At 75.6% G+C, this 14,193-nt stretch carries 13 protein-coding genes and 2 tRNA genes; 7 read left to right on the top strand and 8 right to left on the bottom strand.

The features are described from left to right. Positions 1-11: 11 nt before the first annotated feature. Complete coding sequence (gene tig / locus HL054_RS03215; RefSeq protein WP_369137276.1) at positions 12-1,526, bottom strand: trigger factor; 1,515 nt, start codon at positions 1,524-1,526, stop codon at positions 12-14. A gap of 92 nt (positions 1,527-1,618) precedes the next feature. Next, positions 1,619-1,692, bottom strand: a tRNA-Pro gene (locus HL054_RS03210). A gap of 64 nt (positions 1,693-1,756) precedes the next feature. On the opposite strand from HL054_RS03210, the gene HL054_RS03205 reads away from it, so the two are divergent. Next, positions 1,757-1,827 (top strand) — tRNA-Gly (locus HL054_RS03205). A gap of 1 nt (position 1,828) precedes the next feature. On the opposite strand, the gene HL054_RS03200 is transcribed toward HL054_RS03205, so the two are convergent. Genes HL054_RS03200 through HL054_RS03190 form a run of 3 tightly spaced genes read right to left on the bottom strand, consistent with a single transcriptional unit; the run spans position 1,829 to position 3,778 of the window. Beyond that, complete coding sequence (locus HL054_RS03200; protein ID WP_369137275.1) at positions 1,829-2,797, bottom strand: phosphotransferase family protein; 969 nt, start codon at positions 2,795-2,797, stop codon at positions 1,829-1,831. 25 nt (positions 2,798-2,822) lie between these two features. Next, on the bottom strand, positions 2,823-3,377 hold the full coding sequence (locus HL054_RS03195) for a dihydrofolate reductase family protein (RefSeq protein ID WP_369137274.1): 555 nt from the start codon (positions 3,375-3,377) through the stop codon (positions 2,823-2,825). After that, the gene (locus tag HL054_RS03190) at positions 3,377-3,778 is read right to left on the bottom strand and encodes a VOC family protein (RefSeq protein ID WP_369137273.1); all 402 of its coding nucleotides are present in this window, start codon (positions 3,776-3,778) and stop codon (positions 3,377-3,379) included. The genes HL054_RS03195 and HL054_RS03190 overlap by 1 nt, the downstream gene beginning before the upstream one ends. A gap of 95 nt (positions 3,779-3,873) precedes the next feature. Between HL054_RS03190 and HL054_RS03185 the strand changes: the two genes are divergently transcribed. Next, positions 3,874-5,310 (top strand): amidase family protein, encoded by a 1,437-nt coding sequence (locus HL054_RS03185; RefSeq protein WP_369137272.1) that lies wholly within the window; start codon positions 3,874-3,876, stop codon positions 5,308-5,310. Between the two features lie 7 nt (positions 5,311-5,317). Here HL054_RS03185 and HL054_RS03180 read toward each other — a convergent pair whose 3' ends face one another. Beyond that, the gene (locus HL054_RS03180) at positions 5,318-6,322 is read right to left on the bottom strand and encodes a sigma-70 family RNA polymerase sigma factor (RefSeq protein WP_369137271.1); all 1,005 of its coding nucleotides are present in this window, start codon (positions 6,320-6,322) and stop codon (positions 5,318-5,320) included. A 234-nt stretch (positions 6,323-6,556) separates the two neighbouring features. On the opposite strand from HL054_RS03180, the gene HL054_RS03175 reads away from it, so the two are divergent. The 5 genes from HL054_RS03175 (at position 6,557) to HL054_RS03155 (ending at position 12,961) form a co-directional block, all read left to right on the top strand. After that, positions 6,557-7,870, top strand: a complete 1,314-nt coding sequence (locus tag HL054_RS03175; RefSeq protein WP_369137269.1) for a sensor histidine kinase — start codon at positions 6,557-6,559, stop codon at positions 7,868-7,870. Beyond that, positions 7,861-8,532: a response regulator gene (locus HL054_RS03170; protein ID WP_369137268.1), complete on the top strand. Its 672-nt coding sequence runs from the start codon at positions 7,861-7,863 to the stop codon at positions 8,530-8,532. The genes HL054_RS03175 and HL054_RS03170 overlap by 10 nt, the downstream gene beginning before the upstream one ends. A 45-nt stretch (positions 8,533-8,577) precedes the next feature. Then, positions 8,578-9,318 carry a hypothetical protein gene (locus tag HL054_RS03165; RefSeq protein WP_369137266.1) on the top strand — a complete coding sequence of 247 codons (741 nt, stop codon included), beginning with the start codon at positions 8,578-8,580 and terminating at the stop codon, positions 9,316-9,318. A 158-nt stretch (positions 9,319-9,476) separates the two neighbouring features. Beyond that, on the top strand, positions 9,477-11,669 hold the full coding sequence (locus tag HL054_RS03160; protein WP_369137265.1) for an MMPL family transporter: 2,193 nt from the start codon (positions 9,477-9,479) through the stop codon (positions 11,667-11,669). A gap of 50 nt (positions 11,670-11,719) precedes the next feature. After that, a complete protein-coding gene (locus HL054_RS03155; RefSeq protein ID WP_369137264.1) occupies positions 11,720-12,961 on the top strand; it encodes a GNAT family N-acetyltransferase in 1,242 nt (413 codons plus the stop codon). Between the two features lie 137 nt (positions 12,962-13,098). Here the strand turns inward: HL054_RS03155 and HL054_RS03150 are convergent, their stop codons facing one another. Together HL054_RS03150 and HL054_RS03145 are read right to left on the bottom strand one after the other, a co-directional pair. Continuing rightward, positions 13,099-13,689 carry a hypothetical protein gene (locus tag HL054_RS03150; RefSeq protein WP_369137263.1) on the bottom strand — a complete coding sequence of 197 codons (591 nt, stop codon included), beginning with the start codon at positions 13,687-13,689 and terminating at the stop codon, positions 13,099-13,101. Positions 13,690-13,693: 4 nt separating this feature from the next. Then, entirely contained in the window at positions 13,694-14,179 is a 486-nt protein-coding gene (locus HL054_RS03145) for a ribose-5-phosphate isomerase (protein ID WP_369137262.1), read from the bottom strand. Positions 14,180-14,193: the final 14 nt, after the last annotated feature.

The following is a 14,193-nucleotide window of genomic DNA, read 5'->3' as shown; positions in this document are numbered from 1 at the left end:
GCCGGGGTGGGTCAGGGCTTGTCGGTGCTGCCCTCGGCGTCGTCGACGGCCGACTCGGCGTCGGTGACAACCGTGTCGCCCGCGCCCGCCTCGTCGGCGGCGGCGCTGGCGTCGTCGGCAGCCTCGGCGGCGGCCTCCGCCGCGACCTCGTCGGCCGGCTCGTCGTCGTCGGCGCCGTCACCGGCGGCCGGGGCGTCGACCGTGCGCGGGCGCAGCGCCTCGAGGTCGACCACGTTGCCCGACTCGTCGGTGATCGTGGTCTCCTCCAGCAGCTGGGCCAGCGCCTTGGTGCGGCGAACGTCGGCGACGAAGTCGGCGATGTTGTTGCCCTGCTGCAGCTGCTGCGCGTACTGCTCCGGGCTCACCCGGTTGCGCTGGGCCTGCGCCATGATCTGCGCGGACAGGTCCTCGTTGTCGACGGTGACCTCACGGGCGTCGGCGATCGAGTCCAGGATGAACTGGGTCTTGACGGCCTTCTCCACGTTCTCGCGCAGCTCGGCGTCGTAGGCCTCGCGGCCACCCTCGACGCCGGCGGCGGTGAAGTAGGCGTCCCAGTCCATGCCGGCCTGGGCCAGCTCGCGCTCCATGGCCTGGCCGCGCCAGGCGAGCTCCTGGGTGACCATGTTCTCCGGCACCGGGACCTCGATGGCCTCGATGAGGTGCTCGACCAGCTTGTCGCGGGCCTGCGCCCCCTGCTGCAGCACCTTGGTGCGGGCCAGCCGGGTGCGGACGTCCTCGCGCAGCTCGGCCAGGGTGTCGAACTCGCTGGCGATCGAGGCGAACTCGTCGTCGAGCTCGGGCAGCTCCTTGGCCTTGACCGAACGCACCGTGACGGTGACCTCGGCCTCGCGGCCGGCGTCCTCACCGGAGAGCAGCGCGGTCGAGAAGGTGGCGCTCTCGTCGGTGGACAGCCCGCGGACGGCCTCGTCGAGGCCGGCCATCAGACCGCCGGAGCCGACCTCGTAGGACATGCCGGTGGTGCTGCCGTCCTCGAGGACCTCGCCGTCCAGCGTGGCCTCCAGGTCGATGGAGACGTAGTCGCCGTCCTCGGCCGCGCGCTCGACCCCGGAGAGCGTGGCGAAGCGCTCGCGCATGACGGTCACCTGCGCGTCGATCTCCTCGTCGGTGACCTCGACGTCGTCGACGGTCACCGCGAGGGCGTCCAGCGGGGGCAGCTCGAGCGTGGGGGCCACGTCGACCTCGGCGGTGAAGGCCAGCGCCTCGCCGTCGTCGAGGCGGGTGACCTCGACGTCGGGCTGGCTGATGACCCGGACCTGGTTCTCGCGGACGGCCTCGGAGTAGACCTCGGGGACGGCGTGCTGGACGACCTGCTCGAGGACGACGGGACGGCCGATCCGCTGGTCGAGGACGCGGTTCGGGACCTTGCCGGGGCGGAAACCAGGAACGCGGACCTGCTTGCCCAGCTCCTTGTAGACCTCACCGAAGGCGTGGTCCAGGTCGCTCCACGGCACCTCGATCGCGAGCCGGACCCGGGTCGGGCCCAGGTTCTCGATGGTGCTCTTCACTGCGCAGCGCTCCTCTGGAAGGTGACGGACGGTGGGGCGCGACGCCTCGAGGCGTCGCAGCACCCCACGAGTCTAGAGACGTCCTTGCTGTGTCGGGGTGGCGGGATTTGAACCCACGGCCCCCCGCTCCCAAAGCGGGTGCGCTACCAAGCTGCGCCACACCCCGTGGCGGGGCCGAGTCTAGGCACGACGGCGACCGGTACCCTGTGCGGGCACCCGTCGGGTGCACCGCGGGTGTAGCTCAATGGTAGAGCCCCAGCCTTCCAAGCTGGCCATGCCGGTTCGATCCCGGTCACCCGCTCTCACAGCTCCCCCAGCTCCCGGACCAGCCAGTCGGCGACCCGCGCGTCCCACTCCGCGTGCGCCGGCACCGCCGTCGCGCGGGGCACCGCCTCGACCACCATCACCAGCGCCAGCAGCACCCGGTACAGGTGCAACCGGGCCCGGGTGGCGTCGTCCAGCACCACCGGTCCCCCGGCCTCGGCGTAGCCGGCCAGGAAGTCCGCGTCGTCGGCGATGTCGCCCAGCAGCGCGAGGGACACCAGCTCCGCGGCCGGGTCGGCCCACAGCGCCCGCTCCGCGTCGATGAAGCCGGTGACCGCGGGCCGGGGCCCGGTCAGGTCGACGAAGACGTTGCCGTCCCACAGGTCGAAGTGCACCAGCACCGGCGTGGTGACGACGCCCAGCAGCGCCACGGCCGGCCCGGCCACCCGGTCGCGCAGCTCGCCGGCCGGCACCGGCAGCGCCACGGCGTACCGCTCGGCGTCGGCCAGCAGCCCGTCCACGATCCGCCGGTACGCCTCGGGCCAGCTGGGCGCCAGCGGCCCGGCCGGGTGGCCGAACCCGGCCGCGCCGGTCACCCCGTGCATCGCGGCGACGTGCCGGCCGACCTGGTGGCGCAGCACCGCCCGCTCGTCCGGGCCGATGGCGGCGGCCTGCGACTGCCACGACGCCCCGGGCAGCAGGGAGGTCAGCAGGAAGCCACGGCCGCCGGGCGTCGTCCCGGTCGCGACGAGGTCGGGGACGGGCACCCGGCCGGCGAACCGCTCCAGGCACATCGCCTCGGTCGCGAGCAGGTCGTGCTCGTAGCCCAGCAGTGGCGTCTTCGGCGGCGGGGCGACCTTGAGCACCAGCTCCCGGCCGTCGCCGAGCGTCAGCGCGTAGGCGGTGTTGAAGGTGCCCTCGGTCAGCCGCCGGACGGCGTGCAACGGCACGCCGACCGCGGCGCCCACCACCCGGTCGAGCTCGGCGCGGCTCAGCGGCTCCTGCACGACGCCATCCTGCCGCGGCCGCGCCTCAGCGCCGGCGGTGGTGCAGGTACACGACGCCGCTCGCGAACCGGCGTTCCTCGACCAGCTCCAGGTCCAGCCGGACGCCGTCCGGGAGCGCCCGGGTGCCGCCGCCGACGACCACCGGGTGCAGGAACTGGCGCAGGTCGTCGACCACGCCGGCCCGCAGCAGGGTGACGGCCAGCGTCGCGCCGCCGATGCCGACGTCGCGGGGGGCCTGGTCGGTCAGCTGCCGCACCGCCGCCGGGTCGACGGACCGCTCGAGCCGGGTCCGCGGCGTGCTGACGTCGTCCAGGGTGGTGGAGTAGACGACCTTGTCCGCGGCCCGCCACACCTCGGCGTAGTCGTTCTCCACGGCGGGGTGCTCCGGGCCGCCGATCGTCTGCCAGACCGCCATCGTCTCGTAGGTCCGGCGGCCGTAGAGGTAGGTGCCGACCGGCCGTTCGAGGTCGTTGACGAACGCGTGCACCTCCGGGTCGGGCTCGGCCCAGTCGAACGCGCCGTCGGCGTCGGCGATGTAGCCGTCCAGCGAGCAGATGGTCGTGTACTGCAGCCGCGCCATCAGCTCTGCTCGATCACCGAGAAGACGTTGCCGGCCGGGTCGGCGAACCAGGCGATCAGCGGACCGCCGGCCCGCATCACGCCGGTCTCGTCGGTCGGCGGCTCGTCGTAGTGCAGGAACTGCACGCCCCGGCCGGCGAGCTCGGCGACCGCCGCGTCGACGTCGGCCACCGGGAAGTTGAGCACCGTGTACGTCGCCGGGGCGTGCCCGTCGCCCTTGGCGTAGACGAGCACGTCGCGGTCGCCGCCCAGGTGCAGGTGCATGATCCCGCCCATCGCCGGCTCGGCGCTGGTGCGCAGGCCGAGCACCTCCTCGTAGAACGTGCGCGCCGCGTCGAGGTCGTCGACGGAGAAGCCGCTGAAGGCCGGGCTGTCGCTGAGCAGTCGGGTCGTCTGGGTCATGCAGACCAGACGGTGCCCGGGCGCGGAACTCATCGGAACGCGCCGTTCACCTCCGGGGAGCGGCCGCGGAACACGGGCTGCCCAGGATCCGCGGCATGACCGCCCCCGACCTGCTGTCCTCCGGCACCGCGATGCTGGCGGCGCTGGCCGACCGGCGGCTCGGCGCCGAGGAGCTCACCCGCGCGCACCTGGACCGGATCGCCGGTGCGGGCGCAGGGCTGAACGCCGTCGTGACGGTGGACGCCGACGCCGCGCTGGCAGCGGCCCGGGCCGTCGACGCCGACCGGGCCGCCGGGCGCCCGCTGGGCCCGCTGGCCGGGCTGCCGATCACGGTGAAGGACTCGATCGACGCCGCCGGGCTGCGCAGCTCGCACGGCCGCGCCTCCGACGCCCGGCAGGCCGACGTCGACGCTCCGGTGGTCCGCCGGCTGCGCGCCGCGGGCTGCGTCGTGCTCGGCAAGACCAACGTGCCGGAGTACCTGGCGAGCCTGCACACCTGGAACGACGAGGACGGCGCCACCGTCAGCCCGTGGGACCCGGCGGTCTCCTCCGGCGGGTCGTCGGGGGGCGCCTCGGCCGCGGTCGCCGCGGGGCTGGCGGTGGCCGACCTGGGCAGCGACCTCGCCGGCTCGCTGCGCATCCCCGCGGCCTGGTGCGGGCTGTTCGGGCACCGGCCGAGCAACGGCATCGTCTCCAAGCTCGGCAACCTGCCCTGGCCGCGGGGCGGTCTGCTCGAGCCGCTGGTGTCCTCGGTCGGCCCGATGACCCGCAGCGCGGCCGACACCACGCTGTTCCTGGAGTCGATGGTCGGCGCGGAGGGCGTCGAGGCGGTGGGCTGGCGGCTGGAGCTGCCGCCGCCCCGGGTGGGGTCGCTGCGCGGGCTGCGGGCCGCGGTGTGGACCGACGACCCCGCCTGCCGGGTCGACGCGGAGACCCGCTCCGCCGTCCGGGCGTTCGCCGACCGGCTGGCCGACGCCGGTGCCCGGGTCGGCGAGCTGACCGCTCCCCCGGTGGGCGGGCCGGCCGACCTGGCGCTGTTCGCCCGGCTGCAGGCCGGGGAGGTGGTGCACGGGCTGGACGCCGAGGCGTGGGCCGAGGCCGGTGCCCGCGCCGCGGCCGGCGACCCGGCCGCCGCGCTCTTCCGGCAGGACCTGCGCTCCGCGCTGGACGACCTGGAGTCGCAGCGGGCGGCCACCGCGCGCTGGCAGCAGGTCTTCGCCGGGGTCGACGTGGTGCTCTGCCCGGCGGTGTCCCGGCCCGCGCTCACCCCCGGGCCGGACGGCAGGACCCCGGCGACGGTCGAGGTGGACGGCGTCGCCGAGCCGGTGGACACGCTGTCGGACTGGAGCCGGCTGTCCAGCCTCGGCCGGCTGCCGGCCACCGTCGTCCCGCTGGGGCCGGGGACGCGCAGCGGCCTGCCGGTCGGCGCCCAGCTGCTCGGCCCCTACCTGGAGGACCGCACCCCGCTGCGGGTGGCCGAGCTCGCCGAGCAGGCCGGGCTGCTCGGGTTCCGCCGGCCACCGGGCTGGTGACCGGCGGTCAGCCGGGCGTGGGGTGGCGGGGCAGGCCGAACTGCTCAAACAACCGGGGGCCGAGGAAGGCGGTCATCCGGGTGATCCGCCCGTCGTGCATCTCCAGGGCGTGGATGGCCCACGGTTCGAAGGTGCCGCCGGGCCCGCTGGGCCGCCACTGCGCGAACGCCGGGTTGCCGTTGACCTCCAGCGGCACGACGTGGGACCCGCGGCACTCCGCGCCCGGGCCGGTGAACCAGGTGGCGATGTCGGCCGAGCTGCGCAGCCACATGGCGTAGGGCGGCATGTCCATCACCGCGTCCTCGTGCAGCAGCTCGACCAGCGCCTCGATGTCGTAGCGGGTGAAGGCGTCGAGGTAGCGGTCGAGCAGGTCGGCCTGGTCCTCGGCGACCATCGGCGCGGCCGGCCGTTCGGCCGACTGCTGGGCGGCCAGGGTGGCCCGGGCCCGCTGCAGCGCGCTGTTGACCGCGGCCACCGACGTCTCCAGCAGCACCGCCACCTCGTCGGCCTTCCAGCGCAGCACGTCGCGCAGGATGAGCACCGCCCGCTGCCGCGGGGGCAGGAACTGCAGCGCGGCGACGAAGGCCAGCCGCACCGACTCCTTCTGCACCGCCAGGTCCGCCGGGTCACCGCCCACCGGCAGCAGCTGCCGGTCCAGCGCCGGCTCGACCCAGGCGCCGTCGGGCAGCACGCCGTCCAGCGACGCCTCGACCGGCGCGAACGAGTCCTCGGAGAGGTCGACCGGCAGCGCCCGGCGCTTGCGGCCGTCGAGGGAGTCCAGGCAGACGTTGGTGGCGATCCGGTACAGCCAAGAGCGCAGCGCACCGGCGCCCTGCAGCCGGTCCAGCGAGCGCCAGGCCCGCACCATCGTCTCCTGCACCGCGTCCTCGGCGTCGAAGCTGGAGCCGAGCATCCGGTAGCAGTAGCCGGTGAGCTCACGGCGGTGCTCGGCCAGGCGCGGTTCCAGCTCGCTGGCCTGCCCGGCAGGGCGTTCGGTGATCAGACCGGTCATCGCGGACTCCCTCGTCGACGTCAGGGCGATCCTGCCCGAGGGCACCGACAGAACCAAGGAGTCCGCGGCCGCCCCCTCGCCCGGGTGGCCGGTGCTGGACAGCGCCCGCCCGCGCCGGGGAGCATCGCCGTCCGACATGGACGAGCGGACCGGGACGAGGTCGGGGCAGCCCGACGCCGTGGACGCCAGCCTGCGGGCTGGGTCCGGCCGCCGCGGCGGCCCAGGCTGGGCAGCGTGACCACCTCCACCGCCGAGACCCCCCTCCCCACCGGCGCCCCGGCCCGGCAGCACCGCAGCTGGTGGCGGCAGCTCGGCGTCGACTCCGGCTACGTGCTCGTCGGCTTCCCGCTGGCGATCGCGGCCTTCGTCCTGGTGGTCACCCTGCTGGCCGTCGGCGTCGGCACCCTGGTCATCTGGGTCGGGTTGCCGCTGCTCACGCTGACCCTGCTGGTGGCCCGGGGTCTGGCGGCGGTCGAGCGGATGCGCATCCCCGCGGTGCTGCGGCACGACGTGCCCACGCCGGTCTACCGGCGTGCGGCCCCGGAGGCCTCGCTGGCCCGTCGGCTGGTCGAGCCGCTGCGCGACCCGCAGTGCTGGCTGGACGTGGTGCACGCGCTGGTGCGGATGGCGGTCGCGATCCCGGCGTTCGTCGTCGTCGTCACCTGGTGGGCCGTGGCGCTCGGCGGGCTGACGTCGGTCGCCTGGGACTGGTCGATCCCCTACGGCACCGACGCGCAGGACGTCGTGCTCCCGGAGTTCCTCGGGCTGGACGACACCCGGACGAGCCGTGTGCTCACCTACACCGCCGTCGGCCTGGTCTCCGCGCTGCTGCTGCCCGCCGTCGTCCGGGCGGCGGCGCTGCTGGAGGCCCAGCTGGCCCGGGCGCTGCTCACCCTGCGGGCCGGCACCCAGGCCGAGCTCGGCCGGCTCTCCGAGGGCCGGGACGCCGCCGTGGCGGCCGAGGCCGTGGCGCTGCGCCGGCTGGAGCGCGACATCCACGACGGCCCGCAGCAGCGGCTGGTCCGGCTGAGCATGGACCTGCACCGCGCGCAGCGGATGATCGACAGCGACCCGGACGGCGCCCGGACCACGCTGGCCGAGGCCGCGACGATGACCCGCGAGACGCTCGAGGAGCTGCGCGCGCTGTCCCGCGGGATCGCCCCACCGGTGCTCGCCGACCGCGGGCTCGCCGCCGCGCTGGCCGCCGTCGCCGCCCGCTCCCCGGTGCCGGTGGAGCTCGCCGTCGAGCTGCCCACCGGCCAGCGGCTGCCCCCGGTGGTGGAGAACAGCGCCTACTTCCTGGTCAGCGAGGCACTGGCCAACGTCGCCAAGCACACCGACGCCACCGTCGCCCGGGTCACCGTCGTCCGGGAGGACGGCCGGCTGCGGGTCGAGGTCGAGGACGACGGCCCCGGCGGGGCGGTGCTCGCCCCCGGGCACGGCCTGGCCGGCCTGGCCGACCGGCTGTTCGCCGTGGACGGCGTGCTGACCGTCGACAGCCCCCGCGGGGGCCCCACCCGACTGATCGGAGAACTGCCGTGTCCGTGACCCCCGGGGCCGCGCCCCGCCGCGTGGTGCTGGCCGAGGACTCCGTGCTGCTGCGCGAGGGCCTGATCCGGCTGCTCGGCGAGGCCGGCGCCGAGGTGGTGGCCGCCGTCGCCGACGGGCCGAGCCTGGTCCGCGCGGTCGTCGAGCACCGCCCCGACGTCGCCGTGGTCGACGTCCGGATGCCCCCGACGCACACCGACGAGGGGCTGCGGGCCGCCGTCGAGGCACGGCGGGCCGTGCCCACCACCGCGGTGCTGGTGCTCTCCCAGTACGTCGAGGTCGCCTACGCCGACGAGCTGCTCGCCGACGGCGCCGGCGGGGTCGGCTACCTGCTCAAGGACCGGGTCGCCCAGGTCGACCAGTTCCTCAGCGCCCTGGACGACGTCGTCGGCGGGGGCACCGTGCTCGACCCGCAGGTGGTCGCGCAGCTGTTCGCCCGCCGCCGCCGCGACGACCCGGTGCGGTCGCTGTCCCCGCGGGAGCGCGAGGTGCTCGAGCTGATCGCCGAGGGCCACTCCAACGGCGCGATCGCCCGCCGGCTGGTGGTGACCCCCGGCGCGGTGGAGAAGCACACCCAGCACATCTTCGCCAAGCTCGACCTCGCACCCGACGAGGACCAGCACCGCCGGGTGCTCGCGACCCTGGCCTACCTGCGCAGCTGAGCCACGGAGGTTGCACAGGTCAACGGCCGGGACGACGGTGGGCACGTGCGCCGTCCGCTGCTCGCCTCCGCCCTGCTGGTCCTCGCCCTGCTGACCGGGTGCTCGTCCGGCACCACCGACGCCGGCTCCACGTCCTCCCCGGCCACCACGGCGGACGCGACCACGCCGACTCCGACGACGACCGCCGCGGCCGCCGCGGGCTGCCCGGCCAGCGGGGCCGAGCCCGCCGGCAGCACCAGCGCCCCGACGCTGGACGTCGACGGCGACGGTCGGCCCGACACCGAGTGGATCGCCGCGCAACCGGCGGCCGACGGGTCGGTCGCGTTCGGCGTGCGGACCGCCTCGGGCGGCGTGTTCTCGGCGGAGCTGCGCTCGGCCAGCCCGGTCGCCCGCTCGCTGCTGGTCGCCGACGTCACCGGCGACGGCGAGCTGGTGGTCTTCGCCGACGACGGCCGCCAGGTGCTGCTGTACGCGGTCAGCGACTGCTCGCTCGTGCCGGTGCTGGACGCCCGGGGGCAGCAGTACGCCTTCGACCTGGGCTTCACCGGCCACGGCACCGGGGTCGGCTGCGCGGACGTCGACGGCGACGGCGTCCGCGACCTGGCCGGCCTGCTGGCCGACGGCTCCTCGGTCACCAGCACCGTGGTCCGGCTCGACGGGCCGCGAGCGGCCAACGGCACCAGCCGGACCACCGAGGACGCCCCCGCCGCCCAGCTCGAGGCAGCCCACCAGGTGACCTGCGGCGACCTCACCCTGGCCGCCGACGGGGTGACGTCGGGCCCCTGACGGGTCGGGCTGACGACAGCCGCGGGGTCGGGACAGCCCGAACCCGGGTGGGGTGGCAGCGGCAACGACACCCCGGCCGCGGACCGAGAGCCTCGGTGCAGCGCCGCCGCACCGGCGGTGCCCGAGCCCGAGAGGCCCCCGCCGTGAGCGTCCCCGTGTTGACCGCACCGCCCGAGAGCCCACCCCGCCGGCCGACCGGGGCGGTGGTCGCCGTCGCCCGCTGGAGCGCCACCCACCGCTGGACCGTGGTCGGGCTGTGGCTGGTCGCCGTCGTCCTGGCCGTGGTGGTCGGCAGCGCGACCGGCACCCGGACCCTGACCGGGGCGGAGAGCGGCAGCGGCGAGTCCGGCCGGGCCGACGTCGTGCTGGACGACGCCGGCTTCCCGGACCCGCCCACCGAGCAGGTCATGGTGCAGACCCGCGACGGGTCGGCGATCGGGCCGGAGGGGACCGCCGCGGCCAATGCCGTGGCCGCCGCCGTCCGCAGCCTCGACGAGGTCGCCGAGGTGGGCGACCTGGTGCCCTCCCTCGACGGGACGGCGCTGCTGGTGCCGGTGACGCTGGACGTCGGCGACGCGACCGGCAGCGCGGCGTGGGAGGCCGGCGAGGAGGCGGTCGGGCCGGTGCTCGACGCGGTCGCCGGGGTGCAGGCCGACCACCCGGACCTGTGGGTGACCGAGTCCGGCGGCAGCTCGATCAACGAGGTGGTCGGCGACCAGCTGGACGAGGACTTCCAGCGCGCGGAGCTGCTCAGCCTGCCGGTGACCCTGGTCGTGCTGCTGGTCGCCTTCGGCGCGCTGTTCGCCGCCGGGGTGCCGCTGCTGCTGGGCGCCACCGCCGTGGGCGGCGCGCTCGGGCTGGTCTCGCTGGTCTCCCAGCTCCGGCCGATCGACGAGAGCACCTCCAGCGTCGTCCTGCTGATCGGCATGGCCGTCGGCGTGGACTACGCGCTGTTCTACGTCCGCCGGGTCCGCGAGGAACGGCGGCACGGCGCGGGCACCGGGCTGGCCGTCGAGGTGGCCGCGGCGACCTCCGGGCGCGCGGTGCTCACCTCGGGCATCGCCGTCGCGGTGGCGATGTCGGGCATGTACCTGGCCGGCAACGCCGTCTTCACCTCCTTCGCGACCGGCACGATCCTGGTCGTCGTCGTGTCGGTGGTCGGTTCGCTGACCGTGCTCCCCGCGACGCTGGCGCTGCTCGGCCGGGCCATCGAGCGGCCGCGGGTGCCGCTGCTGGGCCGGCTGGTCGGCCGCTCCGACGACAGCCGGGTCTGGGGCGCCGTCGTCCGCCGGGTGGTGGCCCGTCCCGGGCTGTCGCTGGCCGTGGGCAGCGGCGTGCTGCTGGCCGTCGCCGTGCCGGCGATCGGCATGCAGACCGCGATGCCCGGCATCGACGCGCTGAGCCGGGACAGCGAGGTCGTCCGGGCCTACGACGCGATCGCCGAGGCCTACCCGCAGGAGGGCAGCACCGACCAGGTCGTGCTGTGGCGCGCCGACGGCGCGGCGCTCGACGTCCCGGCCGTCCGGTCGGCCGTCGCCGAGCTCACCGCTGCGCTGCCCGACCCGGCCGCGGCCGGCGAGCTCGAGGTCAACCCGGCGGGCACCGTCGCCCGGGTCGGCATCGCCGGGTCCGGGGACGCCGGCAGCGACGGGTCGATCGCGGCGCTGGAGCACCTGCGGGCGGACCTGGTGCCCGGGACCGTGGGCGCCCTGCCCGGCGTCACCGCCGCCGTGACCGGCGACACCGCGGGGAGCCTGGACTTCGGCAGCACCATGTCCGACCGGCTGCCCGTCGTCATCGGCTTCGTGCTGGCGCTGACCGTCGTCGTGCTCACCGTCGCCTTCCGGTCGATGGCCGTGGCGCTGATCGCCGCGGGGCTCACCCTGCTGTCGGTGGGCGCGGCCTACGGCGTCCTGGTGCTGGTCTTCCAGTCGACCTGGGCCGAGGGCCTGCTCGGCTTCACCTCGACCGGGGCGATCGTGTCCTGGCTGCCGCTGTTCCTGTTCGTGGTGCTGTTCGGGCTGTCGATGGACTACCACGTGTTCGTGGTGTCCCGGGTCCGCGAGGCGGCCAGCTCCGGGATGCCGATGGACCTGGCGATCACCACCGGCGTCACCCGCTCGGCGGGGGTGGTGACCAGCGCGGCGGTCGTGATGGTCGCGGTCTTCAGCATATTCGCGACGCTGTCGATGCTGGAGTTCAAGCAGCTCGGGGTCGGGCTGGCGGTCGCGGTGCTGATCGACGCCACCCTGGTCCGCGGCGTGCTGCTGCCGGCGACCATGGCGCTGCTGGGCGAGCGCACCTGGTGGCTGCCGCGCTGGCTGGACCGGCTCCCCGCGGCGAGCCACTGAGCGGGGGAACTGGTTGGCGGACCGTCACCCCGGACCGGTAGACAGCCACCGTGACCGATCCCGCCGACCAGTTCCGTCCGATCACCGCCGCCGAGTGGCCGCTGTTCACCACGTCGATGATGACCACCTTCGGCGAGGAGCTGAGCGGCCCCTACGCCGACGAGCCGTCGCCGGTCGCCGAGCTGGACCGCTCGCTCGCGCTCTTCGACGGCGACCGGGTCGCCGCGACCGCCGGGCTGTACAGCCTGGAGATGACCGTGCCCGGGGCGGTGGTGCCCACGGCGGGCGTCACCTGGGTGACCGTCTCCCCCACCCACCGCCGGCGCGGCCTGCTCACCGCGATCATGCGGCGCCAGCTCGACGAGGTGCACGCGGCCGGCCGGGAACCGGTCGCCGCGCTGTGGGCGGCGGAGGGCGCGATCTACGGCCGCTACGGGTTCGCGCCGGCCACCTGGCGCGGCGGCTGGACCGGCGAGGCCGCCCGGCTGCGGCTCCGGCCGGACGCCGACGTGGGCAGCGGCACCGTCCGGCTGGTCGAGCGGGCGGCCTTCCAGCCGGCGGCGCAGGCGCTGCACGAGCAGGTGCGGCGGTTCGTGCCCGGCAACATGGCGCGGGACGAGCGGTGGTGGGACCGGCGGCTGCACGACTCCCCCGAGCTCAGTCGCGGCGGCCCGCCGCGCCAGCACGTGCTGCACACCGAGGCCGACGGCACCGTCACCGGCTACGCGACCTACCGGCTGCGGGCCGCGTGGAGCGCCACCAACGACCCGGAGGGCACGCTGACCGTCGAGGACGTCCGGGCGCTGACCCCGGCCGCCTACGCCGCGCTCTGGCAGTACCTCGTCGGCCACGACCTGGTGCAGACCGTGGAGGCGCCGAACGCCTCCGCCGACGACCCGGTGCGGCACCTGCTGGCCGACCCGCGGGCCTGGCACTCCCGGCCGGTCGACGCGCTCTGGGTGCGGCTGGTCGACGTCGGCGCCGCTCTGTCCGCCCGCCGCTACCCGGCCCGGCTGGACATGGTGGTCGAGGTGCGCGATCGGTTCTGCGACTGGAACGACGGGCGCTGGCACGTGTGGGGGCACCCGGCCGGCGCGTTCTGCGACCGCACCGACCGCGACCCCGACCTGGTCATGGACGTGGAGGCGCTGTCAGCGGTGTACCTGGGCGGGGAGTCGCTCGCCGCGCTGCAGGGCGCCGGCCGGGTCACCGAGATCAGCCCGGGTGCGGTCACCCAGGCGGCGACCGCGTTCCGCTGGCCGGTCGCCCCGTGGTGCCCCGACCAGTTCTGACGCCGTCCTGCGTGGTCGGGGTGGCGCCGGTCTTGGATCAGGTCCCCTGATCAAGAGCCGTCCTCCCGCAGCAACGTCGGTGCGGGAGGACGGACTTCGATCAGGGGACCTGATCGAAGTCCGGCAGCACGCGGCGCTCAGGCCGGCTGGGTGCCGTCCCACTCGGACAGCGGGGCGCAGTGCCAGCGCCAGGAGGTCAGCGGCTCGCGGCCGGGCAGCTCCCCGCGGCCGGTGGCCCACAGCAGCGCCGCCCACGGGTCGCCGTCGGCCGGCGCCCAGGGGAACAGCCGGGCCAGGACCGTGTCGGCCAGCGCGGCGGGCGGTGCCCACGTCAGCTCCCGGCCCTCGGCGACGTCCCAGGTGTGCAGCAGCATCTCCGCGCAGCCCATCCCGGCGAACCCAGAGGCGTCGGCCAGCCCCCAGCTGTGCGCTCCCCGCTCGTCGGGTCCGGCGGCGTCGACCACCCGGGCCAGCACCTCGGCGGCGGCGCCCAGCTGACGGCGCATCTCGGCCAGCTCGACGTCGGGACGGCGGACCAGGTCGAAGGCGCTCACCTCGACCGGGCCGGCGACCAGGTCGGCCGCGTACCAGGTCAGGCACGAGGTGACGTGGTGGGCGACGCCGGTGACGTCGGTGGCCAGCAGCGGCACCGCGGCACCGCCGTCCGGCACCCGGGACAGCAGCTCCTGCACCGCCGCGTCGGCGGCCCGCAGGTCGTCGCCGGTCATGCGGTCACGGGGTGGTGGTGGGCAGCCCGCCGGCCGGGCGGTGGCGGTCGCGCTCGTAGTCCGAGAGCAGGCCGATCCGCCGGACGTGCCGGGCCTCGCCGCTGAACGGCTCCCGCAGGAACGTCAGCACCAGCGCGGTCGCCTCCTCCACGCTGTGCTGCCGGCCGCCGACGGAGACCACGTTCGCGTCGTTGTGCTGGCGGGCCAGCCGGGCGGTGTCGGTGTTCCAGACGAGCGCGGCGCGGACGCCGGGGACCTTGTTCGCCGCGATCTGCTCGCCGTTGCCCGAACCGCCGATGACCACGCCCAACGTGCCGGGCTCGGTGACCACCCGCTCCCCCACCTCGAAGCAGAACGGCGGGTAGTCGTCCTCCGCGTCGTAGCTGAACGCGCCGCAGTCGACGGGCTCGAAGCCCTCGTCGGCGAGCACCTGCAGCAGGTGGGACTTCAGTTCGAGACCGGCGTGGTCGGTGCCGAGGAAGACGCGCATGCCCCGATCCTGTC

Origin of the sequence: Modestobacter versicolor (genome assembly GCF_041028285.1) — a bacterium.
GTDB lineage: Bacteria > Actinomycetota > Actinomycetes > Mycobacteriales > Geodermatophilaceae > Modestobacter > Modestobacter versicolor_A.
Note: the sequence above shows the minus strand (reverse complement) of the source record. Positions and strands in the feature narration are given on the sequence as shown.

What these genes read in the sequence shown, in the direction of transcription:
- HL054_RS03195 (WP_369137274.1), bottom strand. Translation starts at nt 3,377, where the DNA reads ATGGCGCGGCTGCAGTACACGACCATCTGCTCGCTGGACGGCTACATC.
- HL054_RS03190 (WP_369137273.1), bottom strand. Translation starts at nt 3,778, where the DNA reads ATGACCCAGACGACCCGACTGCTCAGCGACAGCCCGGCCTTCAGCGGC.
- HL054_RS03185 (WP_369137272.1), top strand. Translation starts at nt 3,874, where the DNA reads ATGACCGCCCCCGACCTGCTGTCCTCCGGCACCGCGATGCTGGCGGCG.
- HL054_RS03180 (WP_369137271.1), bottom strand. Translation starts at nt 6,322, where the DNA reads ATGACCGGTCTGATCACCGAACGCCCTGCCGGGCAGGCCAGCGAGCTG.
- HL054_RS03150 (WP_369137263.1), bottom strand. Translation starts at nt 13,689, where the DNA reads ATGACCGGCGACGACCTGCGGGCCGCCGACGCGGCGGTGCAGGAGCTG.
- HL054_RS03145 (WP_369137262.1), bottom strand. Translation starts at nt 14,179, where the DNA reads ATGCGCGTCTTCCTCGGCACCGACCACGCCGGTCTCGAACTGAAGTCC.